The sequence below is a fragment of the Prosthecobacter sp. genome (genome assembly GCF_044226605.1).
Classification (GTDB): domain Bacteria; phylum Verrucomicrobiota; class Verrucomicrobiia; order Verrucomicrobiales; family Verrucomicrobiaceae; genus Prosthecobacter.
In genome coordinates this window covers 26,273-50,150 of sequence record NZ_JBGAGS010000033.1, presented here as the reverse complement: position 1 = coordinate 50,150, position 23,878 = coordinate 26,273, and the positions used below count along the sequence as shown (strand labels likewise).

The 23,878-nt window shown below is 62.1% G+C and carries 18 protein-coding genes and 1 tRNA gene; 9 read left to right on the top strand and 10 right to left on the bottom strand.

What is annotated here, in order from left to right; genetic code table 11:
* Positions 1-130: 130 nt before the first annotated feature.
* The 3 genes from mnmE to ACILSO_RS30150 all read left to right on the top strand — a co-directional run bounded on the left by mnmE (position 131) and on the right by ACILSO_RS30150 (position 4,119).
* Entirely contained in the window at positions 131-1,624 is a 1,494-nt protein-coding gene (gene mnmE, locus ACILSO_RS30160; protein ID WP_395741214.1) for a tRNA uridine-5-carboxymethylaminomethyl(34) synthesis GTPase MnmE, read from the top strand.
* Positions 1,625-2,935: 1,311 nt separating this feature from the next.
* Positions 2,936-3,826, top strand: a complete 891-nt coding sequence (locus ACILSO_RS30155) for a TIM barrel protein (protein ID WP_395741213.1) — start codon at positions 2,936-2,938, stop codon at positions 3,824-3,826.
* Positions 3,827-3,864: 38 nt separating this feature from the next.
* The gene (locus tag ACILSO_RS30150) at positions 3,865-4,119 is read left to right on the top strand and encodes a hypothetical protein (protein ID WP_395741212.1); all 255 of its coding nucleotides are present in this window, start codon (positions 3,865-3,867) and stop codon (positions 4,117-4,119) included.
* Positions 4,120-4,643: 524 nt separating this feature from the next.
* On the opposite strand, the gene ACILSO_RS30145 is transcribed toward ACILSO_RS30150, so the two are convergent.
* From ACILSO_RS30145 to ACILSO_RS30130, 4 genes are all read right to left on the bottom strand, one after another.
* A complete protein-coding gene (locus tag ACILSO_RS30145; RefSeq protein ID WP_395741211.1) occupies positions 4,644-6,047 on the bottom strand; it encodes an efflux transporter outer membrane subunit in 1,404 nt (467 codons plus the stop codon).
* 430 nt (positions 6,048-6,477) lie between these two features.
* Positions 6,478-9,615 carry an efflux RND transporter permease subunit gene (locus ACILSO_RS30140; RefSeq protein WP_395741210.1) on the bottom strand — a complete coding sequence of 1,046 codons (3,138 nt, stop codon included), beginning with the start codon at positions 9,613-9,615 and terminating at the stop codon, positions 6,478-6,480.
* 219 nt (positions 9,616-9,834) lie between these two features.
* Entirely contained in the window at positions 9,835-10,941 is a 1,107-nt protein-coding gene (locus ACILSO_RS30135; protein WP_395741209.1) for an efflux RND transporter periplasmic adaptor subunit, read from the bottom strand.
* Complete coding sequence (locus tag ACILSO_RS30130) at positions 10,938-11,624, bottom strand: CerR family C-terminal domain-containing protein (protein ID WP_395741208.1); 687 nt, start codon at positions 11,622-11,624, stop codon at positions 10,938-10,940. The genes ACILSO_RS30135 and ACILSO_RS30130 overlap by 4 nt, the downstream gene beginning before the upstream one ends.
* 374 nt (positions 11,625-11,998) lie before the next feature.
* Between ACILSO_RS30130 and ACILSO_RS30125 the strand changes: the two genes are divergently transcribed.
* Positions 11,999-13,144 carry a transposase gene (locus ACILSO_RS30125; RefSeq protein WP_395741207.1) on the top strand — a complete coding sequence of 382 codons (1,146 nt, stop codon included), beginning with the start codon at positions 11,999-12,001 and terminating at the stop codon, positions 13,142-13,144.
* Between the two features lie 471 nt (positions 13,145-13,615).
* On the opposite strand, the gene rpmF is transcribed toward ACILSO_RS30125, so the two are convergent.
* The 5 genes from rpmF to ACILSO_RS30100 are packed head-to-tail and all read right to left on the bottom strand — an operon-like array spanning position 13,616 to position 16,029.
* Entirely contained in the window at positions 13,616-13,804 is a 189-nt protein-coding gene (rpmF, locus tag ACILSO_RS30120) for a 50S ribosomal protein L32 (RefSeq protein WP_300203639.1), read from the bottom strand.
* A gap of 24 nt (positions 13,805-13,828) precedes the next feature.
* Positions 13,829-14,308, bottom strand: a complete 480-nt coding sequence (locus ACILSO_RS30115; RefSeq protein WP_395741206.1) for a YceD family protein — start codon at positions 14,306-14,308, stop codon at positions 13,829-13,831.
* 50 nt (positions 14,309-14,358) lie between these two features.
* Complete coding sequence (gene coaD / locus ACILSO_RS30110) at positions 14,359-14,841, bottom strand: pantetheine-phosphate adenylyltransferase (protein WP_395741205.1); 483 nt, start codon at positions 14,839-14,841, stop codon at positions 14,359-14,361.
* A 51-nt stretch (positions 14,842-14,892) separates the two neighbouring features.
* Entirely contained in the window at positions 14,893-15,267 is a 375-nt protein-coding gene (gene acpS / locus ACILSO_RS30105; RefSeq protein ID WP_395741204.1) for a holo-ACP synthase, read from the bottom strand.
* Between the two features lie 6 nt (positions 15,268-15,273).
* Positions 15,274-16,029 (bottom strand): pyridoxine 5'-phosphate synthase, encoded by a 756-nt coding sequence (locus tag ACILSO_RS30100; RefSeq protein ID WP_395741203.1) that lies wholly within the window; start codon positions 16,027-16,029, stop codon positions 15,274-15,276.
* A 162-nt stretch (positions 16,030-16,191) separates the two neighbouring features.
* Between ACILSO_RS30100 and ACILSO_RS30095 the strand changes: the two genes are divergently transcribed.
* Together ACILSO_RS30095 and ACILSO_RS30090 are read left to right on the top strand one after the other, a co-directional pair.
* On the top strand, positions 16,192-17,109 hold the full coding sequence (locus ACILSO_RS30095) for a hypothetical protein (RefSeq protein WP_395741202.1): 918 nt from the start codon (positions 16,192-16,194) through the stop codon (positions 17,107-17,109).
* 111 nt (positions 17,110-17,220) lie between these two features.
* A tRNA-Asp gene (locus tag ACILSO_RS30090) sits at positions 17,221-17,297 on the top strand.
* A gap of 555 nt (positions 17,298-17,852) precedes the next feature.
* On the opposite strand, the gene ACILSO_RS30085 is transcribed toward ACILSO_RS30090, so the two are convergent.
* Entirely contained in the window at positions 17,853-19,700 is a 1,848-nt protein-coding gene (locus tag ACILSO_RS30085; RefSeq protein WP_395741201.1) for a hypothetical protein, read from the bottom strand.
* 258 nt (positions 19,701-19,958) lie between these two features.
* Between ACILSO_RS30085 and ACILSO_RS30080 the strand changes: the two genes are divergently transcribed.
* Genes ACILSO_RS30080 through ACILSO_RS30070 form a run of 3 tightly spaced genes read left to right on the top strand, consistent with a single transcriptional unit; the run spans position 19,959 to position 23,833 of the window.
* Positions 19,959-20,702: an ABC transporter ATP-binding protein gene (locus ACILSO_RS30080; protein ID WP_395741200.1), complete on the top strand. Its 744-nt coding sequence runs from the start codon at positions 19,959-19,961 to the stop codon at positions 20,700-20,702.
* A gap of 45 nt (positions 20,703-20,747) precedes the next feature.
* Complete coding sequence (locus ACILSO_RS30075) at positions 20,748-21,506, top strand: ABC transporter permease (protein ID WP_395741199.1); 759 nt, start codon at positions 20,748-20,750, stop codon at positions 21,504-21,506.
* Positions 21,507-21,547: 41 nt separating this feature from the next.
* A complete protein-coding gene (locus tag ACILSO_RS30070) occupies positions 21,548-23,833 on the top strand; it encodes a Gldg family protein (protein ID WP_395741198.1) in 2,286 nt (761 codons plus the stop codon).
* Positions 23,834-23,878 lie beyond the last annotated feature (45 nt).

Genomic DNA, 23,878 nt, shown 5'->3' with positions numbered 1-23,878 from the left:
AAGAACTGCTTTGTCGCAACTTTCGCCCCCCCCCTTCCGCCCGGCTGCAGAGCCTCCCCGCCGTGCGTGATCGACGAATTGTCGAACAAGGAGGGTTGATTTTTGAGGTGCCAAACCACACCCTCCGCCCATGCTTCATGACACCATCGTCGCCATATCCACCGCCTTGGGAGAGGCTGCGATCAGCGTGGTGCGCGTGTCCGGCCCGCAGGCGCTGGGCGTGGCGACCCGCGCCTTCCGCCTGCCGCCGAGTTTGAAGCCCCGCCAGGCCCACCTGGTGCCCGTGGTGGACGCGGACGGCAGCATGCTGGACCAAGGCCTGCTGCTGCACTTCAAAGGCCCCGCCAGCTACACCGGGGAGGACGTCATCGAATTCCACGGCCATGGCGGCGTGCTCGTGACCCAGCGCGTGCTGGACCGGCTGCTGGCCAGCGGCGCGCGGGCGGCGGAGCCGGGGGAGTTCACCCAGCGCGCCTTCTTAAATGGCAAGATGGACCTGACGCAGGCCGAGGCGGTGATGGATCTGATCCACGCCCAGAGCACCCTGGCCTTGCGCGCGGCCAATGAACAGCTCGGCGGAGCCATCGGGCGCGAGGCCACGGCCATGCAGCAGGAGATCATCCCGGTGCTGGCCCACATCGAGGCCTACATTGATTTTCCCGAGGAAGACATCTCGCCGGAAACCGGGGCCAGCCTGATCCGCCGCCTGGAGGCCGTGCTGGACCGGGCGCAAAAACTCATCGCCACCTCCGAGCAGGGCCGCATTTTGCGCCATGGTGCCCGCACCGTGATCTCCGGCGCTCCGAATGTGGGGAAAAGCAGCCTGCTCAATGTGCTGCTCGGCTTTGAGCGCGCCATCGTCAGCCCCACCGCCGGTACCACGCGGGACACGATTGAGGAGATCATCCAGGTCCATGGCATCCCCCTGCGCCTGGTGGACACCGCCGGCCTCCGCGAAGCCGGGGACGATATCGAGCGCGTGGGCATCCAGCGCACCGAGCGCGAACTCGAACGCGCCGACCTCGTCCTCGAAGTCGTGGACGCCAGCCGCCCCAATGGTACGACAGAACCTTCTGTCTGTCGACCAGCGCCCCCGCCATCCCCAGACCCGGACGCGCCCGGCTCTAGCTCGGAAATCCGATATCGAGACAACCCCGAATTGGCAGGTGAGCACCCTGCGACACCCAGCTCCGCCCCCGCGGCTCAAACGAACTCCCGCCTCAACCTCCCGCCGGAGCTCGACCGCCGCCGCATCCTCATTCTCAACAAAGCCGACCTCGGAGTCCACCCCGGCTGGAGCGCCGAACCTAACGCCGTCGCCGTTTCCTGTGTCACGGGGCAGGGGATCGAGTCCTTGAGGGACGCCATCCGCGCCGTCATCGCCACCGCTGGCCCTCTGGCAGCCGACCACCCCGTGGCCATCAACGCCCGCCACAAGGCCGCCTTCGAACGCTGCACCGAGCGCCTCCACGCCGCCCGCGCTGCCTTGGAAAGTAACGCTGCCCCCGAATTCATCGCCTTGGAAATCCGCGAAGCGCTTCAGGCCCTCGGCGACGTCGTCGGGCAGGTCGATGTCGAACGCATTCTTGATGTCATCTTCTCCACCTTCTGTATTGGAAAGTAACGGTTATGGCGTTGCAATGGCGTTGCGCGCTTGTACCGGGGCGGACGGTTCGTGAGGAAGTTCACAGGGTTATCGGACTGAGGCGAGGGGCTGGGAGGTCGATGAATAATGGGAGCGATTCATAACAGGCCCCGCCTGTGGGTAGGGGTAAAACGTAACGATAAAAGCGTTTCTATTGACTCGCGCCACGGCGAACTTGCTTTGCGGGATATTCACAGCCTCCGCCAGCGTGCCTTGTGTCATTGCCGATGCACGCCTGAAGACCGATTTTCTATGCAATGGGTTCTACGCTTGGGTTGTTAAAAGTAACGATAAAAAGGTTTCAGTTCGCTGGTAAATCGACCAATCAGCAATGAGGTCAGGTGGCAAGCCGGGCCAACCCTCTCCCCGCCCTAGTCACCCGCTGAAAAAGAAAACAGGTCTTCAGGGAGACGACCGCAGTGCGGGGCGTTCCTGTTCGCCGACCCCGCCTCCGGAAAGCGCATCTCAGACCCCTCACCCGACCCTTCTTCAAACCTCGATCTGGAGGAGTCTTCACATCTTCGATGGGAAGAGGAGAGACCCTTTTCGCCTGTGGGCGACAGCTAGGAAGCATTGCCCTGCTCCGTTGGGATCCGTGATAAAAGGGACTTGGGGTTAGAACGCTGCCCTGTTTGTGTCTAAGTTATAAGTAACGGTTCAAGCGTTTCTTTATCCGCGCCTGTTTGATTGTTAAATGCGCTTATATACAAAGAAATAACAGATAATAACACGGTATAGGAATGATTCAAAAAGGAAGGGATTCCTCCGGGTTGCTGGAAAGCCACAGAGCTATGCGCGGAAGAAGAAACGATAGTTTCGTTTCTTTAGCGCTTCAGCGAATACACCGCCCCCGCCTTCTTCTCCGCTCGCACTCACAATCCGCTCATGGAGTTGCTCACACATTGTAGTCACCGCTCCTCTTTCTCCCTTCCTTGACAATGTAACGTATAAAACGTTTCTTGGTTTACCCTAGCGCTTGCACCGTTTCTCCTGCTCCCTCAATCACTCGCAACAGCGGCGCACTCACATGAGTAACGAAGCCTTCGTTTCAGGCTCTCCTCTCCCGCGCCATCAAATCTGAAACTACATAGGAAACTAACTCTCGCATCGTTTCACCTCATGCCTTGCGCGGGCACTCTTCTGAGACAGCCCTCGCTTCCCCCCAGTGTGCCTTCCCAGATCTTCTCCTCCATCACTCGGCCCTTTCTCCAACGCCCCCACTCGACGCCGTTCCGCCGCCCACTCACATTCCTTGACCATCCCTTGCCCCTCTCGACTTTTCCGCCAGCCATGAACCGCCGCCACTTCCTCACCACCGCCCTTGCTGCCACCGCTGCCTCCACCACCCGCCTTGGCGCAGTCTCCATCGACAAAGCGGCGGCAGATCCGGCCTACGTCATCAAGAACCATGGCATCCGGCACACCGTCATGGGCTGGTGCTTCAAGCCGATGGACACCGTCGTTTTGGCCAAACACTGCAAAGACATCGGACTCGTGGGCATGGAAGGCATCGACCGGAAGTACTACCCGGACGTGAAGGCGCTGGGGCTGGACATCTCCCTCGTCTCCGGCCACGGCTTCAGCAACGGCCCCTGCAACCCCAAGTTCCGCGACGAGGTCATCGCCAAGCTCACCGAGGGCATCAATGTGGCGGCAGACGTCGGCTGCAAAAAAGTCATCACCTTCACCGGCATGAAATTTGAGGGCATGGACCGCGACAAGGCGATCAAGGACTGCCTGGACACCTGGAAGGTCGTGCTGCCGCTCGCCGAGAAGAAGGGCATCACCCTCGTGCTGGAGCACCTGAACTCCCGGGACAGCTCCCACCCCATGAAAGGCCACCCCGGCTACTTCGGCGATGACGTGGACTTCTGCGTGGACCTCATCAAGCAGATCGGCAGCCCGAACTTCAAGCTGCTCTTCGACATTTACCACGTCAGCATCATGAACGGCGACGTCATCCGCCGCCTGCGCATCCACAAGGACTCCATCGGCCACATCCACACCGCTGGAAACCCCGGCCGCTGCGAACTGGACGAGCACCAGGAGATCAACTACCCCGCCGTCATGCAGGCGCTGCTGGAGATCGGCTACCACGACTTCGTCGCCCACGAATTCATCCCCACCTGGAGCGACCCCGTGCTGGCGCTGCGGCATGCGGCGATGGTTTGTGATGTGTGACACGCCGCACCCCACAACACCGGCTTGGAGCTGGACCTGTGAACTTCGATGTGCATGATTCTAAGATGTTAAAGCTCATGCGCTGGGTGTTTGTGATTCCGGGGAATGCCAAGCGTGGCATGCTGATCCTGGTGATCGCGACAGCCTTGGTCGTGGCGATTTCTCTCCTTTTTAAGTGGAGTGGTGCCGGCCTTGTTTTGATCGTGGCAGGAGTGCTGATCAGATACCTCGACATCCGAGACTACGAGCGCCAAAATGCTGAGCGTGACGGCTCGTCCGAGCCACGGACATAAGAAGATGGCAGGCAGAACGGCACCCGGCTGAGGGCGGTCATCATTCTGCTTGATGAGCAAGTGACGTGTGAAAGGTAGAAAGATTAGGGGTAGAAAAATTTCAGAATTAAGAATTCTGGAAAATCTTTCCACCACCCATTTTTCTACCTCAACTCTGGCGTAGAGCACGCCGTGAACCCACTCGCTCACCGCAGCGCTGCCCGGATGTAGCTCGGTCTTCCGATACCGAGACGGCACCGAATCGGTATCGGAATACCGACCTACATCCGAGCCTCCGCGCCGAGAGGTGTGCTGTGGAGTGCCAGTTCCAGGAGCGCTGAACCTAAAAACCGGAAGGAATATAATGCCAGGCATTATCTACGAAGTGACGATTCAGATCATTGTAATCCAATGGTTTGAATGGTAATTCGAGCCTCTGTGGTAGGCGCGTGAGGGAGGCTCGGGGTGGGGCTGGGGGCAAATGCGGACGTCAGTGTGGGCGCGGAGCGCGGCGGTTGGAGGACCAACCGCCCTGCCTTTGCGCCTCACCACCCGCCGCCCATGGCCTTCACGAGTTTCACGGTGGCGATGAATCTTTGGGCGGTCACCTGGTTGGTCTGGCGTTCGGTTTGCAATCTTGTGCGTTCGGCGTCGAGGAATTCGAGGTAGCTGGCGGCGCCGCTGTCATAGCGGGCGCGGGTGAGTTCGGCGGCCTGGGAGGCGGCGGTGAGGGCTTCGCTCTGGGCGGAGGCTTGTTCGCCGCGGTAGCGGGTCTGGGCGAGCGTGGTCTCCACGTCTTTGAGTGCGGCGAGCACGGTCTGGCGGTAGGTGGCGATGGCTTCCTCCCGTGCTTCGCGCCTGCGTTTCACGTTGGCATGGATGAGGGCGAAGCCGGTGACGGGAAGGCTGATGCTGGGGCCGATGGACCACACGCGGCTGTCGGCGGTGAAGAGATCGCTGGTGTTTTTGCTCAAATAACCGCCCTGCGCGGTGAGGCTGATGGCGGGGAAATACGCGGCGGTGGCCACGCCGATGTCGGCATTGCGTGCCTGCACGAGGCGCTCGGCGGAGGCCACGTCCGGGCGGCGCTCCAGCACGGCGGCGGGCACGCCGGCGGGGATGGTGGGCGGTGCGCCATGCAGCGGGCGCTCGGCGATGCGGAAGCTTGTGGCGGGCACGCCGCAGAGCAGGGAGAGATTGTCAGAAGCTTCCTGGCGCTGGCGTTTGATGTCGGCGAGCTCGGCCTTGGCGGTGGCGACTTCGGTTTTGGAGCGCAGCAGGTCGGTCTCCTGGATGGTGCCTGCGGTGAAGCGCTGCTGGATAATGGCGAGGCTTTTTTCGCGCAGGTCGATGGTGCGGCGCAGCGAGGCGAGATCGGCATCGAGCGCGCGGATTTGGAAATACGTGGCCGCCACATCGCCGGTGAGGGTGAGGAGGATGTTGTTGTAGTCTGCCGCGCTGGATTCGGCCTGGGCGCGGGCGGATTCAAAGTTGCGGCGCACCTTGCCCCACAGATCGAGCTCGTAGCTGAGGTCCAGGGTTTCGCTGAAGGTGTTGATCTGCGCGGAGGGAATTCTCACCGGCACGGGCGTGGGCAGATGCGCGGAGGTGCGCTCGCGTTTGTCTTTTGAATTCGCGGTGATGTTGGGAAACCAGTCGGTGGCTGCAGCGCGGGCATTGGCACGTGACTGCATGATGCGCGCATACGCGGCGCGCACGTTTTGATTGTCCGCGAGCGCGAGTGCTTCGACGCGGTTCAGCTCGCTATCGTGGAAGATCGTCCACCAGTCGCCCTTCGGGGCGTCGTCCTTCGGCGCGCTCGCCTGCCAGCGCCATTTGGCGGGGGTGATGTCGGTGGTGTCCGGCTTGTGGTAGTCAGGGCCGACCGTGCAGGCGGCGAGCCCGAAGAGGACGGGGATGAAGCAGGAGCGTAGTGCGGAAGGTGCCATGAGGAAGAGGGCGGGGGTCAATGACGAAACCAGAATCGAACGAAGTGAGATAGACGACTGGAAGGAGCCCGAAGGGTTGAGCGAAGCGAGATCAATGACGAATGAGGAATGCCTACGGCCGGAGAGCGAGGCTTGGCGTAGGACGGGTGTGGCGACAGCCCGCCCGTCTGTGAGCGTGCTGTGAGCTCCATGGCGTGCGAGGGGCCTGGCAGTCGGCGTGCTGTTAGCTCCATGGGGTAAGATGGTCCTCGCAGTCGGGCGGTTTGGCGGAGGTGCGGGTGGGTGCTTGCGTGAGGCTTGTGCGCCAAACACGACCAAGCTAAGGCCGGAGTGCTTCGCTGCGGCACAAGTGCATGACGATTACTCATGCGCTGTGCGCTGGTGCTTGGAGCTTTGGCATTCATTCGGCATTCGCAGTCATCGCACGTTCTCAAACCGCCACGGGCACCGGCTTGGGCTCCGCGGCTTCTTTTTCAGCACGGCGTGCGGCGCGTTTTTCGGCGCGGCGTTTGCGCCATTCGAGGATGTCGTCGAAGTAAGAATAGAAGACCGGTGTGGCGAGGAGGGTGAGGAGGAGGGAGAGCGTCTGGCCGCCGAGGATCACACCTGCAGTGGCGTTGTTAAAGGCAGCGCCGACGCCGCGTGCGAGCATCATGGGGACCATGCCGGCCACGAAGGCGAGCGTGGTCATGAGGATGGGGCGGAGGCGGTCTTTGTTGGCTTTGAGGATGGCCTCGTGGCGCTCCATGCCATGCTCGCGGAGCTGGATCATGTGGTCGATCTGCAGGATGCCGTTTTTCTTCACCATGCCGAAGAGCACCAGCACGCCGAGCATGGAGAAGAGATTGAGCGACTGGCCAAAGATGATGAGCGAGAGGATGGCAAAGGGCAGGGTGAGCGGCAGCGCCATCAGGATGGTGAAGGGGTGCAGCCAGCTCTCGAACTGCGCGGCGAGGATGAGGTACATGAAGACAAAGGCCATGAGGAAGGCCGTCATGAAGGCCTTGCCGGTGCGGGCCATTTCCTTGGAGCGGCCTGCGGCTCCGCTGCTGTAGTCGGCGGGAAGGTTCTGCTTTTTCACGAGCGCACTGATGGCATCCACGATCGTGCTTTCGCCCACGTCTGGCGCGTTGTTTGCGCTGATGGTCACCTGGCGGCGGCGGTTGAGGCGGTCGATTTGTGAAGGGCCGGAAGTCTGGTCGAGCTTGAGCACGTTGTTCAGCGCCACAGGCACGCCGCCCGCGCCGGGCACGGAGAGCAGGTCCATGGATTCGCGGTTGTTGCGGTAGCCGGCTTCGGCGCGCAGGTGAATGTCATACTGCTCGCCGCCTTCATCATACGTGGAGACATCGAGGCCGCCGACGAGCAGCCGCAGCGTGGTGGAGAGATCGGCGATGTTCACTCCAAGCTGCCCCGCCTTGCTGCGGTCCACGCTGGCGGTGATCTCGGGCTTGCCGCTGATGAGCGTGGAGTCCAGGTCGCGAATGCCGGGGATGTTTTTCGCCTCTTTCATGATGGCGTCTGTGGCGCTGGTGAGGCGGTCGAGATCCGGGCCCGCCACGTAGAACTGCACGTTGGCGCTCGATTGCCCGGTGTTGAAAGGGGGCACGGCCATGACGGTCATGCGCCACTCGGCGGGATATTTCGGCAGAATCTGCTGGCGCACCTGGTCCATGATGTCCTGCTGCGTGGCTTTGCGCGTGTCGGGGTCGGTGAGGCGCACGTAGATGCCGGCGAGGTTGGGCACGCGCTGGTCATTGTCACCAATGGTGAGCAGCGTGGACTCCACGCCGGGGAGCTCGCGGATGTTGCGCGCCACGCGCTCGCCGAGGAGATCGGTGGAGGCGAGCGTGGTGCCCTCCGGCACGCGAAGGTTCACCAGGAACTCGGCTTCCTCGGTGGGTGGCATGAAGCTCTTCTGCACGATTTTCATGAGCACGGGCACGGAGAAGAGCGCGCCCAGGCAGGCCAGCACCACCACCCAGCGGTGGCGCATGGAGAAGCGCAGCATGATCATGTACACGGCCTCGATGGGGCGGTAGAACACATTCACCACACGCTCCAGCGAGCGCTCCGCCCAGCTCTTGCGTTTGCGGTTCAGCATGCGCGCCGCGAGCGAGGGCACCAGCGTGAAGCTGATGAGCAAGGACACCGCGATGGCAAAGGCCATGGTGAGGCCGAAGCTCTTTAAAAACATGCCCACAATGCCGCTGAGAAACGCCACGGGCACAAACACCGCCAGCAGCGAGAGCGTGGTGGCCATGACGGCGAGGCCGATCTCCCGCGTGCCATTGATGGCGGCGTCATGCGCGTCCTCGCCTTTTTCCTCCATGTGGTGGAAGATGTTTTCCACCACGATGATGGCGTCATCGATGACGATGCCCACGGCCAGCGCGAGCGCCACGAGGCTGATCTGATTGAGCGTGACATCCTGCGCCCACATGACGCCAAACGCGGCGATGATGGAGGTGGGAATGGACAGAGCGGCGATGATGGTGGCGCGGGTGTTTCCCAAAAACAGCAGCACGATGAGAGCGGCGAAAAGTGCGCCGAGCACTAGATGCTCCTGCACGGCGTGCGTGCTGGTGCGGATGACGATGGAGTTGTCCCGCACGACATTGATCTGATAACCGGCGGGCAGAATTTTGGACATCTCGTCCAGCCGCTCCTTCACGGCATCCACCACTTTGATGGTGTTTTCACCGGACTGTTTTCTCAAGGAGAGGACGACGGTGGGCACGCCATTGCGCCGTGCTGCCGTTTGAGGCTCTTCCTCGCCATCCTCCACGCGGGCCACGTCTCCCAGGCGCACCATGCCGCCGTCTTTTTCACGCACCACCATCTGCGTCAGCTCGGCAACGGAGGCGGCCTTTCCCAGCACGCGCAGGCCGGCCTGGCTGGCGGCGTCCTTCACGGTGCCGGCGGGGATCTGCACATTCTGCGCCTTCAGCGCCTTCTGCACATCGATGGCGGTGAGATTGAAGGACTTCAGGCGCACGGGATCGAGCCACACATTGATCTGCCGCTTGCGTCCGCCCAGCAGCGTGGCCTGGCCCACGCCGGGCACGCTTTCAAGCTGGCGGCGCAGCACCTTGTCCGCGTACTCGGTGATCTCGCGCTGCGGCTTGTCGGCGGTGAGCGCCACATTGAGAATGGGCGCGGCATCGGGGTCCAGCTTTTCCACGATCGGCTGGTCGGCATCTTCCGGCAGCTCGGGGATGATGCGGTTCACGCGGTCGCGGATTTCCTGCGCGGCCACGTCGGTGTTTTTTTCCAGCAGGAAAACCACGATGACCTGGGAGATGCCTTCGCTGGAGACGGAGCGCAGTTCATCGATGCCGCTGACGGTATTCACCGCTTCTTCAATGCGGTCGGTGATCTGTGTTTCCACCTCCTTCGGCGTCGCGCCATCCAGACGGGTGGTGACGACCACGGTGGGGAAGTCCACCTTCGGAAAGCGGTCCACCGGCAGGCGCGTGTAGCCGATGAAACCGACCACCACAAACACCAGCACGATGACGCTGGCGAGGACAGGACGCTGAACACAGATGCGGGCGAGCCATTGCATGAGGCGAGAGGGAAGGGGAGGGGATTAATGCGCTGCGGTGAACCGGGGGACGCGCGGTGCGGAGTCCCTCTGAAGCATTGTAGTACCGGCTTTAACCGGTCCGGACGCGTGACGAGGCACCGGGTCATTCGCCAGACCGGCTAAAGCCGGTGCTACAATAGGGGAGAACCGGAAAAGGGGCCTGGGTGTGAATTCGTGGTCTTTCATACCATGATGTGGTCAGGGGGTGTTCTGCACCGGGAGGCCGTCTGCCACGTCGGAACCGGGGGACAGGACGACGTTTTCGCCCTTCTGCACACCGCGGCGGATTTCGATGCGGTCCTTGTCGGTCTCGCCGACCTCCACGAGGCGCTCGTTGAGCCTGCCATCCTGCACCACCCACACGCGCTGCACGGCGCCGTCCGCACGCACGGCGCTGGCGGGAACGGTGATGGCGGGCTGCGGCGGCAGGGCCAGGCGGGCCTCGGTGAAAAGCCCCGGGCGTAGGCGGCCGTCGGTATTGATGACCTCCGCCTCCACCTGCAGATCGCGCGATTCCGCACGCACCGCAGCGCCGATGAATTTTACGGTGCCGGTGAAGACCTCGCCAGGATAGGGCGAGACGCTAAACTCCACCGTCTGGCCATCCTTGATGAGGCCCACGGACGGCTCCGCCACATTCACCAGCAGGCGCAGATGCTGCAGATCGATGACACGCGCCACCTTCGAGTCTGCCATGACGTATTCGCCTTTGGCCACGAAGCGCTCGGCCACGGTGCCGTCAAACGGCGCGCGGATGGTGGCGTCCTCCAGGGTCTTCTTCGCCATGTCACGGCGCGCCTGGGCGGCGGCAAGATTCGCGTTGGCGGCATCGCGGTCGGCTTTGATGCGGGCGAAATCCGTCTCCGCCACGGCCTTCATCTGCGCCAGGGGAGCGTTGCGCTTCACCTCGCTCTCGGCCAGATCGAGCTTCGACTTCGCCTGCGCCACATTGGCTTCGGCTTCGGCGAGATTGAGCGTGGCGGTGCGGTTGTCCAGCTGCACCAGCACGTCGCCGGCTTTGACGACGCTGCCGCGCTCCACGGGAGTTTCCATGACCTTGCCAGCGGTGTCCGCGGCCACGGCGGCGTTCTGCGCGGCGGTGATCTCTCCGGTGAGGCGCAGGTAGCGCGGCATGGAGATCTTTTGCGCGGCCTCCGTCTTCACCGCGATGGGAGCGGGGGCTTTGGCTGCGGCGGGAGCATTCGCGGCAGCGGCTGCAGCGGGCGCTTTGCTGCAACTGCTCAGGAAGAGAATCAGGCCGCTGATTCCGAGCGCGAGGAGGAGTTTGAGGAGGGCAGTGCTCATGACGGATTTTTCGAACGGGAGGCAGGTTTCGGTTGTGAAGCGCGTCGGGCGGAGAGCGCGCCGAGCACAAAGCTGGCGATGTTTTCCGCGAGACACTTCACCTCGGCCTCGCTCTTCGGAACGGGCGGTCCCAGGCGGTCGATGAAGACGCGGCAGTGATCGTAGTGAATGCACAGGCCGATGATGTGGTGGCCGTAGCGGATGCAGTCCTCGTCCACCGCGCGCCTGCCCAGCACACCGGCGATGATGCGCTGCAGCTCCTCGTGGAAGGGGCGCACGACCAGCTTGATGAAATCGTTCAGGCAGGGCGTCGGCTCGCGCATCTCGTGGGCCATGATCTGGCTCTTCAGCGGGTTCGAGGCGCGCTTGAGCAGCAGATGATCCAGCAGGTGGTGGATCCAGCGGCGCATCGTCTCCTCCGGCGAATGACCGTCCGCCAGCGTGACCGGCACATCTTTGTCCTTGCTTGGATGGCAGCAGGAGAGAAAGACCTCGCGGTACAGGCCTTCCTTGCTGCCGAAGTAGTACTTCACGGCGGCCACGTTGGCCTTGGCCTTCAGGCAGATGGCCCGCAGGCTGGCCTTCTCGAAGCCGTCTTTGGCAAAGACGGTGGCGGCGGCCTTCAGCAGGCGCTCGCGGCGCGCCTCGGCATCATGTTCGCGTGATGGAGCAGAGTTAAACATGCGTTTATAAACAGCTGTTTAACTTAACGCCGCCGGAGGTCAAACGGTTTTATGTTTCGGAACCGTGGGGCATTTTGCCTGCCGTGACCGCTTGCGGAGGAGAACGCGCGGCGTGGGCGGGGGCGAAAATGCGATTAGAAAGAAAAGAAAGAGGGCGTGCAGTCGTCGAAGACTCACGCCCTTGGTCAGTGTCCGGGCTCTGCGGTGCGGTTGAACCTTTTCACTGACCACAGACTATTCGCCGGTCAGTGAAAAAGCGGATGTACGGGCGAGATTTTTTTGCGCAGGGGTGGGAAGGTGAGCAGCGCCCAACGCAAAATAATGCCAGGCATCCATTGATTGACTTCGTCGCTCTCCTCGTGCAATGATTTGCCATGAAATTCTCTCAAGTGACTGAACGTGAGTCTTTAATGGCGACGGAGGTGGAGGCGCAGCTGGTGGGGGTGAACGCGAAAACGGGGCTTTATCCTGCCGCACGTTCGTGGTCGGGCGGGCGGCGGAGGATTCTGGGGAGGGGGCCGCTGGAGTCGTACTGCTACCATGTGATGTCGCGGACCTGCGGCGGGGAGGTGCTCTTTGATGAGGTGGAAAAGGAGGCGCTGCGGCGGGTGATCTGGCGGATGGCGGAGTTTTCGGGCCTCAAGGTGGTGACCTACTGCGTGATGAGCAATCACTTCCACCTGCTGGCCGAGGTGCCGCATCGGGAGACGTGGCTGCGGCGTTTTGAGGGTCCGGAGGGTGAGGAGAAACTTCTGGAGCATCTCGGGACGCTCTACAGCCGTGCGTATGTGGGCCTGCTGCGCGATGAGCTGGCGGACTTGCGCGCTCGTGGGATGGCGATTCTGGCGGTGCGGAAAATCGAGGCGCTTAAGAAGCGGTTTTGCGATCTGTCGCTCTTCGTGAAGGAGGTGAAGGAGCGCTTCAGCCGCTGGTTCAACAAGCGCCGCAATCGCCGTGGCACGCTGTGGATGGATCGTTTCAAGAGTGTGCTGGTTGAGGGGATGGGCGAGGCGCTGCGCACGATGGCGGCTTACATCGATTTGAATCCGGTGCGTGCGGGGCTGGTGGCGGATCCGAAGGACTATCGCTGGTGTGGCTATGCGGAGGCGCTGGGGGGCAGTCGCAGGGCGCAGCGTGGGTTGTGCAAGGCGCTGGGCAAGCCGGTGAATGGCTGGCGGAGGGCGGGGGCGGCGGAGGCTTATCGCTGTCTGCTGCACGATGAGGGTCGTGAGATCAAAGATGCGCAAAACGAAACCGTGGTGCGGCCGGGGGTGAGCGCGGAGTCCGTGCGCGCGGTGCGGGCGGCAGGTGGAAAACTCAGCCCTGCGGAGCTGGTGCGCCATCGGGTGCGCTATTTCACGGACGGGATCATTCTCGGCAGCAAGGAGTTCGTGGAAGGTGTCTTCACGGCGCAGCGCGATCGGTTCAGTCCGAGGCGAAAGGAGGGGGCGAAACGGATCGCTGAGTCGGAGGGGGCTTTTTACACCCTGCGGCATTTCAGTTTGAAGCCGGTGGGGTGAGGGGGGAAGTGCGAAAGCGGAGGGTGGATGCTTCGGGGCAGGGTGCTGGCGCTTGCGTATTAAAACGTTCTCGCCCTCATTGCGAAAAGACGCGTCTTGGGGATGCAAGAACCGCGCGCCTTAGTTTCTGCCTGTGGAGCGCTTCGAATACGCTCATGGTGACAGCGTCTTCGGCTTTGCTTCGTTCGAAGGCTTCTGGGACGGCGAACCTTTTTGAGCGCATGCGCTGGGATAGACCCGAAATCACGGACCCGACTCAGCGGTTCCTTTCCGGTCCTGGGTGGCGCGTTGTCAGGGGGCGGGCGGTGCCACGTTGCAGCATTTTGCGCAGTCTGGAGCTGGTGGGGGTGCGTTGTGTGCTGTGCTGGGCTTTTCAGTTCGGAAAGGGCTGGGGCCCTCGCGGGAGAAAACGCAAAAACCCCGCCGAGCAGCGCCCGACGGGGTTGATGGAAATGAATCAGTGAGAGCGAATTACGCTTCGCCGGCGACCTTGCTGATCACCTGGCGGCCGCGGTAGTAGCCGCAGCTGGGGCAGGCGACGTGGCCGGGGACGGAGGTGCCGCACTCAGGGCAGCTCTTGAGGGTGGGTGCCTTCCAGCGGTTTGCGCCTTGACGCATGCGTTGGCGGCTCTTGGATTGTCTGCGCTTGGGATTGGCCATGAGAGTATCGAGGTGGGGTCTGTTCTAGTTTAACTTGTTCAATGCCTCCCACACACCCAGACCCGCACCTTGAGGCTCGTCGGGGGCTGTCTCCAGCTCCGGTTCAAACCTGCCTTCGGCGGGACACTGGTGGGGCCGGACATTGCCGTCCTCACAGCGTGGGTAGCTCGGAAGGGCAAGCAGAGTATCTTCCCTGATCGTATCCGTCAAGTTGATCGTGTCATCCTTTGCAATCTCGATCTCGGAGCTGTAGTCGTCCAGTTCCACCCGGTAGTCGAAGCGCTCCAGGCAGGCGCCGCATTCCAGGCTGAAAGTGGCCTCCAGCCGGCCGGAGATGAGCAGATCGCTGCCATCCCGCTCGATGTGGAGGTCATATTTCAGGGGGGAGACGGCCTTCACGGTGTCTTTGGGGTCGAGATCGAAAAACGCCGGGAGCTCCTGACCGGAGATGTCCTTGCCGTTTTCGGGGAGGGAGCGCAGGTCGATGAAAAAGGGGCGGTGCATGGTGAAGAAGTTTAAAGTTGAAGGTTTAAAGTTCCAAGCTGGGTAGAGCCTTAGGCGAGTCCGAGTTTCTGGCGCAGGGCGATGACGACGTTCGGAGGCACAAACTGATCGATGTGGCCGCCGAGCCGGCAGATTTCTTTGACGAGTCGGCTGCTGATGTAGGTGTACTCTTCGCGCGGCATTAGAAAGAGCGTCTCAAGGTTCGGTTCTAACTTACGATTCATGAGCGCGAGCTGGAACTCGAATTCAAAATCAGACACGGCGCGCAGGCCGCGCACGAGGGCGGCGGCTTTGTGCTGACGCGCAAAATTGACCAGCAGTCCTTCGAAGGGCATGACTTGGATGCCGGGGATCTCGGCGGCGGCGTTGCGGATGAGCTCCACGCGCTCGTCCACGGTGAAGAGGCTCTGCTTGGCATTGTCCTTGGCCACGGCGATGATCAAAGTGTCAAAAATGCCCGCCGCACGCTGCAAAACATCAAGGTGACCGTTGGTAAGGGGGTCAAAACTGCCGGGGTAGATGGCGATTCGCATGGAGTGATGGGCCTAGTCTAGCGGCGGGGGACTCGCGTGGAAAGAAAAAGCTCACGCCAGCAGCACCTGCGCCATGGCGAGGTCCTTGGTATGCGTGAGGCTGACCAGGCAGGTGGCCTCTCCGGCATGTATTTTCGCCGCTCCGTGCAGGAGGATGGAAGGCTTGCCATTCTCGGCACGCACGACTTCGATGTCCGTCCAGATGACGCCTTCCGCCCAGATGCCGGTGCCGAGCGCCTTGGCCACGGCCTCCTTGGCGGCAAAACGGGCGGCGTAGTTCATCGCGGGGTCCGCGCAGGCATCGCAGTAGGCCATCTCTCCTGCGGTAAAGGTCCGCTCCTTGAAGCGCTGGCCGTGGCGCTCCAGCATCTCGCGGATGCGATGGATCTCCACGAGATCAATGCCGATGCCTTGGACGTCCATCATGAGAAATCAAGGGCGGTAGGTGGCCATGACCGCGAGCATCTCGCGCACCGCACCGTGCAGGCCGATGAAGATGGAGCGGGAGATGATGTGGTGGCCGATGTTCAGCTCCGCGAGGTGTGGCACGGTCCAGAGATCGGGGAGGTTTTGCGTGGTGAGTCCGTGGCCGGCATTGATCTGCAGGCCCAGGGAGTGGCCCAGCTCTGCGGCGGCGCGCAGGCGGTCCACTTCGGCGGCACGCTCGGCCCCGGTGTGATTGGCAAAGGTGCCGGTGTGCAGCTCGATCATCGCCGCGCCGATCTCCGCACTGGCGCGGACTTGCTCCAGATCGGGATCGATGAACATGCTCACGCGGGTGCCGTTGTTGCTCAGGGCTTTGACGGTGCTGCGCAGGGCCTCGCGCTGGCCGGCTACGTCCAGGCCGCCTTCGGTGGTCACTTCCTCGCGGTTTTCCGGCACCATGCAGACGAAGTCCGGGCGCACCTGGAGGGCGATGGCGAGAATCTCCTGCGTGTTGCCCATTTCCAGGTTCAGCTTGGTGCCGATGCTCTTGCGCAGCAGGTGGACGTCCGCGTCCTGGATGTGCCGGCGGTCGGCGCGCAGATGTACGGTGATGGAATGGGCCCCCGCCGCCTCCGCCGCCAGTGCGGCCGCCAGCACGGAGGGCTCCGCATTGGGGGAGTCCGGCATGGCACGGTAGCGTGCCTGACGCAGGGTCACAGCGTGGTCAATATTGACGCCAAGAAGCAGGTTGGTTGGGGGCATAAGGGCTATGTAACGCACAGGTTTCACGTCGCAAGCCCGGGGTCCATGTGACTTTTGACGCAATCTTTACAGAAATATGTAACGGCGCGCCCAAGAAATCTAAGTACTGAATCGATGCTTCATGCAGTAACGCATGAGCCAAACCTTCAGCTCAACCCTCCCATGAAATCACTCTTCGTCACTCTTCTCATCTTAGGCGGCGCCTTTCTGGCCTATGACTACTTCGGCGCACCTCCCGGCAAGAAGCTGGTCTTTAAAAGCCTGAACCCTCCCCCCGGGCCCAAGCTGGTGCTGGCACACCCGGTGCAGGAAGAAAAGCCCGAGGTGAAGGAAGCCATGCCAGAGCCGGTGAAGCCCGCCGTGGTGGAAGCTCCGAAGCCCGTGGAGCCGCCCGCTCCCGTGAAGCCCGTCGCACCTGCTGCCAGCAGCGGCCCGAAGTTTGAACCCATCGAAGCCCTCACCGGCAACTGGCTCAAAATCCCGCAGACCGCCTTCCCGCGTGAAGTGAAGCTGCTGCAGGAGGCCACCTTTAAAATGAGCGTGGGAGCCAGCAAGGTGGCCGCAGGTGGCAAGGCCTACGCCGTCGGTTCCGAGGGCGGCATGATCATCCTGGCCCCCACCGCCACCTCTCCAGCCCGTGGGCAGCTGCCCATCGATGCCACGGATCTCAAAGACCAGCTCAATGCCTCGTATGAGAAATGGAAGATCGTCCGCGCCGAAGAGCTGAAGGCCATCGCCGCCAAGAAAGCGCTCAATGCCTCCTCCGCTCCGGTGGAAGCCGCACCCTCCAGCAGCGAGGCGGATGCCGCCGGCAAACCGGTGCGCGATTCCAAAGGCGCCTTCCCGCTGCTGCTCGCCAGCATGAACCGCGGCCAGGTCACGGAGATCAAACCCGAAAACGTGCTGGACTGGAATGACCCGCAGCCCGTGATGATCCAGGGCAAGTCCGGCTGGGCGGTGAAACTGACCGCCAATGTAAAGACCATCTTTGGCCTGCAGCCCGTGGAAGCGCAGGCGCTGGTGCTTAATGGCAAGGTCACCGGCTGGTACTACACCGGCTCTGGAGAAGAGGTGCCCTGAGGTGAGTGATGGCGATGGGCTGTGATGTGAAGCGAAGTTTTTTTCACACATTTATAGTTTCCGTTTGCCAAGCCAGAGTCAGCAGTTAATCTCGCGACCCCAAACGGCAAAGGAGCGGTAGTTCAGTTGGTTAGAACGCCAGCCTGTCACGTTGGAGGTCGCGGGTTCGAGCCCCGTCCGCTCCGCCAGTTGGGTTACCAGGCCGCCTTGCATTTTGCAGGCGGCCTTTTTCTTTTTTGGCGGGGAGGCGTGGGCACTGGCGCTCCGAGGCATCGAGGCAGGAGAACGATCTTTCTCCGAGGCTGTGCATCGAGTCGCCGTCGTTTCGGAGAAGGGCAAAAAGATTGAGGGCAAAGAGATTTTACCGATCCTCAGATTCAGAATCTTTTTGCCCGCAATTTTTTTGCCCTCATCGCTCGTCGGTGACAGCCTGCGTGTTCTTCCAAGTGCGAAGAATGGTGCGCTCTGCTGAGCGTGTGGCAAAGGCGCTGTCGTTCGAATGAAGCAGCGCAGATTTGGAGTGCGGTCGCGCAGCGAGGGACGAGCGCAGCTACCGCTTTCCGCAGGCTTGGTGGCATGCGCGAATCATCACGCAGTCGAAAGAGACCACCCGCATGCCGAACGGCATTATTGGGCCGCAGTCCTCACTTCACCCCGCGAAAGCGGTAGCTGCGATGCATGGCTGCGCCTTGCATCTGCGCGACCGCACTCCAAAACGCTTTCGCGTGTGGCCGCCTCCCAAATCACTTCGCCTGCGCCACGCGCTCGTAGCAGCGGCGTTCTTCAGGGAGCATGTGGGCCTTCGGGCTGATGGAAGTTTTAAGCACACCTTTGGCGGCGTCATGAAAACCGCCGCTCTCGGCAATGGCGGCAAACACGGCGCGCTGCCCCTCGGTGAGCGGGTTGAGGTCGATGTATTGCAGGTTCTGCACGGCGAGCTGGATGTCCTGCATGCGCCAGTGGGCGAGCGCCACGGTGAGCTTGCGCAGATTGTCCGTGGGCTGTGTCTTCAGCAGGCCGGCGGCGTTGCGCAGGGAGAGCTCCACGTTGCGTCCTGCCAGGAGGCTGACGTAGAGGAAGGTTTCGTTGAAAGTGGGGTCGTCGGGCCAGCGCGCGGTGGCTTCCTGGGCCGCCTGGATGAGTGACTCGGTGCTCTGATTGGCCAGGCAGGATTTGATCAGGCCGGTGTAGGCATCGCGCTCGATCCTCGGCGAGGCGGAGGCCCGCTTCGCGGCTTTGATGGCCTGGCGGTAGGCGTCTTCAGCGATGTCAAAATGGCCGCGATCCTCGCCGTATTTGGCGATTTGCAGCAGGGAAGGGTAGCGGCCGTTGACCTGGGCGGCGTCCTTGGCGGTGATCAGCTTGGAGCGCAGCTCCTCGGAGGGCTTGTTCAGGATGAAGGCCAGGTGCGCACGGTACATGGCCAGCGTCGTGGCATCGATGATCTCCGCAACCTTGGGGTCATTCACCAGCCGCTCCAGATCGCTGAAACGCTGCAGCATCGTCAGGGCATTGAGGTAGTTTTCCAGCAGGCCCTGGTGGGCCTTGGCTTCGTCTTCCGGCAGCAAGGCAAGGATCTGGCGGTACTCCCCCTCTTCCACGAGCCAGCGGATGAAGGGCAGGAGCTGATCGCGCTTTTTATCGCGATACTTCGCGGCGGCGCTCAGCACGATCTCCTTTTTACGGCCGGGAAAAAGCTGCACCTCACGCTTCAGGGCGGTCACGTAGTGGCGGTCGTCTCCTTTGGGGTGGGTTTTCAGCCGCTGGATCAGGCGCTCGGTATCATCCGGCGTCAGGGAGGGCAGGCTGTTCATGTACTCCAGAGTTTGCAGGCCCAGGGCGTCATCCTGCGCGGCGAGTTTCCAGAGAGTCTCCATGCCCAGGCCCGCTTCGGAGGGGTTTCCAGAAGCGAGCTGCACCTTGGCAAAACGCAGCGCCCCTTCCTTGTCGTCCGGGTGGGACTCCGTGTACACGCGCAGGATCTTGAGCAGCGGCTTGTTCTGCTCGCGCTGCCCCCACACTTCCTCCGCCAGCTTCATGAGAGACTCGCTGGGCTGCTCCGCGCGCATCAGCTTCTCCAGCGCCAGGGAGGCCTCCTTCACCTTGCCCAGGTTCATGAGGCAGCGCACGTAGAGCTGGTCATCGGCAGGGGTGAGCGCACCCATGTCCTTCAGCTTCTGGTGGAAGTACTCGGCGGTGTCCCGCTTCATCAGCGTGAAGTATTCAAAGTTCAGCCGGATGGCCTGCTCGCTCTCTGGAGCGATGGTGTAGGCCTCCTGGGCCTTCATGACCGCATTCACCACCTGGCCGTTTTCCGCCATCTGCCGCGCTTCTTTCACCTTGCTGGCCGCGCGCATGTTTTTGTAGGCTGTCTTCATCGGCCGCGCATAGACCACGCCGAGGATGAGCAGGGTGGTGCAGATGCTGACGATCACAAAAGCGGCGATCCAGCGCGCCAGGGGGGACTGGCGGTCCCGGTGCGCAACGGTGGGTGGTACCAGCCACTCCCAGGCGGCGATGAAGGGGCGCCACAGGATGAAGGGCTTTTGAGAGAGATCCTTGGTGGGATCAATGTTTTGGTTCCAAAGCATGGAGGGTGGGCGGCAGGGGCGCTGAATGTAGGTGTCCTAAATGCGCCGTCACGTTGAAAATTAATTTGTGAGCGGACTGTCACCTGACGGCCACCGCCTGCGGGTCCCTTACGCAAGGTGACGAAAATTCAGTTGAAAAGCCGCCGTCTCCTCCTAAAGCAGCGCTCCGCGATTGAACGTCCGGAGGGGGCGAGCAACCAGAACCGTCCCCGCGCGTGGCGTTCCATTGCCTCCCAACCAACCGATCCCAACGACGTTATGATCCAAGTTAAGAACCTCATCAAGGTGTTCGGCACCAAGGTGGCTGTCGATGATGTCTCCTTCTCCGTGGAAAAAGGCGAAGTCCTTGGCTTCCTCGGGCCCAACGGAGCGGGCAAATCTACCACCATGCGCATGGTGACCGGCTACTTCCGCCCCACGGCAGGGAGCATCCGCCTCTGCGGCGTGGATGTGCTGGAGCAGCCGGAGCAGGCCAAGCAGCGCCTGGGATATCTGCCGGAAAATGCGCCCCTCTATTCTGACATGACGGTGGCCAGCTTCCTGGGCTTTTGCGCGGAGCTGCGCGGCATGCATGGCGCGGCCCGCACCAAGGCGATCGACCGCGTGCTGGACCTCTGCTTCCTGGACAGCGTGCGCAACCAGAGCGTGGACACCCTTTCCAAAGGCTACCGCCACCGCACCTGCTTCGCCCAGAGCATCATTCATGATCCGGACGTGCTCATCCTCGACGAGCCCACGGACGGCCTGGACCCCAACCAGAAGCATGAAGTGCGCGGCATGATCAAGCGCATGGGCCAGGACAAGGCCATCATCTTTTCCACCCACATCCTGGAAGAAGTGGAGGCCGCCTGCTCCCGCGCCATCATCATTGACCGTGGCAAGGTGGTGGCGGATGGCACGCCGCAGAGCCTCAAGAAGCTCGTTCCCGGCGCAGCCACGCTGGACGAAGTCTTCCGCAGCATCACCAAGTCCGAGACGGCGTCCCAGAAGAGAGCCGCCTGATCCCCTGCATCCCTCCTTTTTCCAACCCCTGAATCGAATCAACGCATGAGCAATCGAGACATCCAAAACACCCTGGCCGTCTTCAAGCGGGAGTTCCTGGCTTATTTCAACTCCCCCGTGTTTTACGTCATCGTCATCATCTTCCTGCTGGCGACGAACGGCTTCACCTTCTTCTTCTCCCGCATCCTGGACTTTGATGATGTGTCCCTCTCCACGCGCTTCTTCGTGTGGCACCCGTGGATCTACACGGTGCTGGCTCCGGCCGTGGGCATGCGCCTGTGGTCTGAAGAGCATCGTCTGGGCACCATCGAGCTGCTGATGACCATGCCCGTCTCCCAGTGGCAGGCCATTGTGGGCAAGTTCCTCGCGGCGGCCGTGGTGTGGTTCATCGCTCTGGCGCTGACCTTCCCGATCGTCTGCACCGTGGCCTATCTGGGCAATCCCGACAGCGGCCCGATCATCAGCGGCTATGTGGCCAGCTACCTGTATGCCCTGGCCTGCCTCGCGGTGACCTCCGCCATCAGCGCCTTCACCCGCAGCCAGGTGATCTGCCTCGTCATCAGCGTCTTCGTCTGCTTCGTCATCGCCCTCATCGGCGACCCAGGCTTCACGCAGGCGATCGTGAACGCCGTCCCGAATGGCTGGGAATCCGTGGTGCGCTTCGTGAGCTACTTCAGCTTCATGGACCACTTCTTTGAGATGACCAAGGGCATCTTCGTCCTGCGTGACGTGCTCTACTTCCTCTCTGTCATCGTTGTGTCGCTGCTGGTGACGGATCTCGGTCTCCGCTCCAAGCGCGCCTGATCGCCCCCACGTTTTTCCTTCCAACCACCTTTTTTGTCATCATGAGTGCTTCCACCAAGTCTGCCACCGCGGGCATTACCGCGCTGTTGATTCTTGCCGTCATCGTCGCCTTAAATTTCCTCGTCGGCGGCGTGGGCTTTGGCAATCTCCGACTCGACCTCACCGAAGACGGTTTGTTCACCCTTTCCAAGGGTACGAAGAACATCCTGGGCCGCATCAATCCCGATGCTCCAGTGGTCATCAAGTTCTACGCGACCAATGACGACCGCGTGATGCCGCCGCTGCTCAAGCCGCATGCCCGTTCCATCGAAGATCTGCTGCTGGAGTTTGAAAAACAGAGCCATGGCAATGTCGCGCTGGAAGTCATCCACCCGAACCCGGACACCGATGCCGAGGACGACGCGAAGAACGACGAAATTCGCGGCATCCAGGTGAATCAGGAAGGCGACCACATCTACCTCGGTCTGACCATCCAGTCCCTCGACCTCAAGGAGGTGCTGCCCTTCCTCAATCCGGAAGACGCCACCGCATTCGAGTATGAAGTCGCCCGCGCCATCGTGAAAGTCATCAAGCCCACCGAGATGGTCGCATCGCCTGCGGGCCTGCGTCCTCCGACCGAGGAAGAAGTGAAGCGCCGCAAGGTCACCATCGGCATCATGAGCGCCATGCCCATCGCCGGCGTGCCCTCCATGCCCTTCCAGCAGCAGCGCGGCCCGGAGCCCTGGGAAGTCGTCCGCCAGATCAAGGCCAACTATGAAACGCGGGACATCCCGATGACGGCCGACAAGATCGACAGCGACATCACCGTGCTCCTCGTGGTGCATCCGGCGGACGTCAGCAAGACCACGGAGTTCGCCATCGACCAGTACCTTCTCGGAGGCGGCAATGTGATCGCCTTTGTGGACCCGCAGAGCCTGCTGGCGCAGGCGATGAGCAGCCAGCCCAACCCGATGACGGGCCAGCCGGGCAACATGATCAACACCTCCTCCGACCTGCCCACCCTCCTGAAGTCCTGGGGCATCACCTACCAGAAGGACATGGTGGTCACGGACATGAACTACCGTGGCAACCTGCAGGGCCGCCTCATGCCCACCGCGCTGCAGCTGCCGAAGCAGGTCATCAACCAGGATGACCGTGTGACCGCCGGGCTGCAGTCCTTCACCCTGATCAATGCCGGTTCCCTGGGCATCGAGCGCAAGGAAGGTCTGGACGTGATCACGCTCGCCTCCAGCTCGGAGAATTCGCAGATGATCGACACCGCTGAGGCCGACAAGCTGCGCCGCCAGCCCAACAATAACTTCGTTGCCAGCGGCAAGAAGCAGGTGGTCGGCGTCCGCATCACCGGCAAGTTCAAGACCGCCTTCCCGGATGGCAAGCCAGCCGCTGCCGCAGGACCCAAGGACACCGGCGGACCAGAACAGGACGTGACCGCTCCCGGAGCAGCCGCTGCACCTGCCGCCGCTCCAGCGCCTGCGGCACCTCCGCCCGCACCCGTGCCGGCCACACCGGCGCCTGCTCCTGCTACGCCAGCAGCACCGGCTCCTGCCCCAGCGGCAGCGCCTACGACGGTGACCACGCCGCCTGTCTCTGTGACCACCGCGCCTGTGGCTGCACCGGCAGCTCCCGCGCCTGCAGTCACCACACCTCCGGTTTCTGTGACCACTGCCCCAGTCGCTGTGCCACCCGCCGCTCCCGCCGCCCCGGCGGCAGCTCCGGCCGCACCTGCCGCCGCCGCGCCGAAAGCACCGGACAATTCCCTCAAGGAGTCCAAGGACAGCGAGCGCAACGTCATCCTCTTCTCGGACGCAGACATGCTCTATGACGCCTTCTGCATGCGCCAGGGGGATCTGGGAGTCGGCCCCATCACCAATGGCGGCAACCTGCCCATGCTGCTCAACGCCGTGGAAATCTTCGCGGGTGGCGGCGACCTCATCCAGGTGCGCAACCGCAAGGCCCCGATCCGCCCCTTCACCAAGCTGAAGGAAATGCGCGAGGAAGTGGAGGAAGAGTTCCGCCCTCGCCTCGTGGAGCTGTCCAAGGAGCGCCAGGAACTGGCCGAGAAGCTCAACAAAGCCCGTCCTCAGCTCGACCTCAAGCGCGGCGCGCTGATCGTTGACCAGGCCACCATGGACAACATCAAGGAGATGGAGAAGAACACCAAGAAACTCGACAAGGAGGAGAGCAACATCCGCAAGAAGGTGAACAAGCAGATCGAATTCCGCAAGACGGTGATCAAGAGCCTCAATGTTCTCGTCGTCCCTGCCTTCGTGCTTGTGATCGGCCTTATCTTCGCGTTGCGCCGCCGCATCGTCACCGCGGCCGCCTGATTTAACCATTCATCCCTGTTTCAGCACCCTTCAGTATCTCACCAC

What these genes read in the sequence shown, in the direction of transcription:
- mnmE (WP_395741214.1), top strand. Translation starts at nt 131, where the DNA reads ATGCTTCATGACACCATCGTCGCCATATCCACCGCCTTGGGAGAGGCT.
- ACILSO_RS30155 (WP_395741213.1), top strand. Translation starts at nt 2,936, where the DNA reads ATGAACCGCCGCCACTTCCTCACCACCGCCCTTGCTGCCACCGCTGCC.
- ACILSO_RS30145 (WP_395741211.1), bottom strand. Translation starts at nt 6,047, where the DNA reads ATGGCACCTTCCGCACTACGCTCCTGCTTCATCCCCGTCCTCTTCGGG.
- ACILSO_RS30140 (WP_395741210.1), bottom strand. Translation starts at nt 9,615, where the DNA reads ATGCAATGGCTCGCCCGCATCTGTGTTCAGCGTCCTGTCCTCGCCAGC.
- ACILSO_RS30135 (WP_395741209.1), bottom strand. Translation starts at nt 10,941, where the DNA reads ATGAGCACTGCCCTCCTCAAACTCCTCCTCGCGCTCGGAATCAGCGGC.
- ACILSO_RS30130 (WP_395741208.1), bottom strand. Translation starts at nt 11,624, where the DNA reads ATGTTTAACTCTGCTCCATCACGCGAACATGATGCCGAGGCGCGCCGC.
- ACILSO_RS30125 (WP_395741207.1), top strand. Translation starts at nt 11,999, where the DNA reads ATGAAATTCTCTCAAGTGACTGAACGTGAGTCTTTAATGGCGACGGAG.
- rpmF (WP_300203639.1), bottom strand. Translation starts at nt 13,804, where the DNA reads ATGGCCAATCCCAAGCGCAGACAATCCAAGAGCCGCCAACGCATGCGT.
- ACILSO_RS30115 (WP_395741206.1), bottom strand. Translation starts at nt 14,308, where the DNA reads ATGCACCGCCCCTTTTTCATCGACCTGCGCTCCCTCCCCGAAAACGGC.
- coaD (WP_395741205.1), bottom strand. Translation starts at nt 14,841, where the DNA reads ATGCGAATCGCCATCTACCCCGGCAGTTTTGACCCCCTTACCAACGGT.
- acpS (WP_395741204.1), bottom strand. Translation starts at nt 15,267, where the DNA reads ATGATGGACGTCCAAGGCATCGGCATTGATCTCGTGGAGATCCATCGC.
- ACILSO_RS30100 (WP_395741203.1), bottom strand. Translation starts at nt 16,029, where the DNA reads ATGCCCCCAACCAACCTGCTTCTTGGCGTCAATATTGACCACGCTGTG.
- ACILSO_RS30095 (WP_395741202.1), top strand. Translation starts at nt 16,192, where the DNA reads ATGAAATCACTCTTCGTCACTCTTCTCATCTTAGGCGGCGCCTTTCTG.
- ACILSO_RS30085 (WP_395741201.1), bottom strand. Translation starts at nt 19,700, where the DNA reads ATGCTTTGGAACCAAAACATTGATCCCACCAAGGATCTCTCTCAAAAG.
- ACILSO_RS30080 (WP_395741200.1), top strand. Translation starts at nt 19,959, where the DNA reads ATGATCCAAGTTAAGAACCTCATCAAGGTGTTCGGCACCAAGGTGGCT.
- ACILSO_RS30075 (WP_395741199.1), top strand. Translation starts at nt 20,748, where the DNA reads ATGAGCAATCGAGACATCCAAAACACCCTGGCCGTCTTCAAGCGGGAG.
- ACILSO_RS30070 (WP_395741198.1), top strand. Translation starts at nt 21,548, where the DNA reads ATGAGTGCTTCCACCAAGTCTGCCACCGCGGGCATTACCGCGCTGTTG.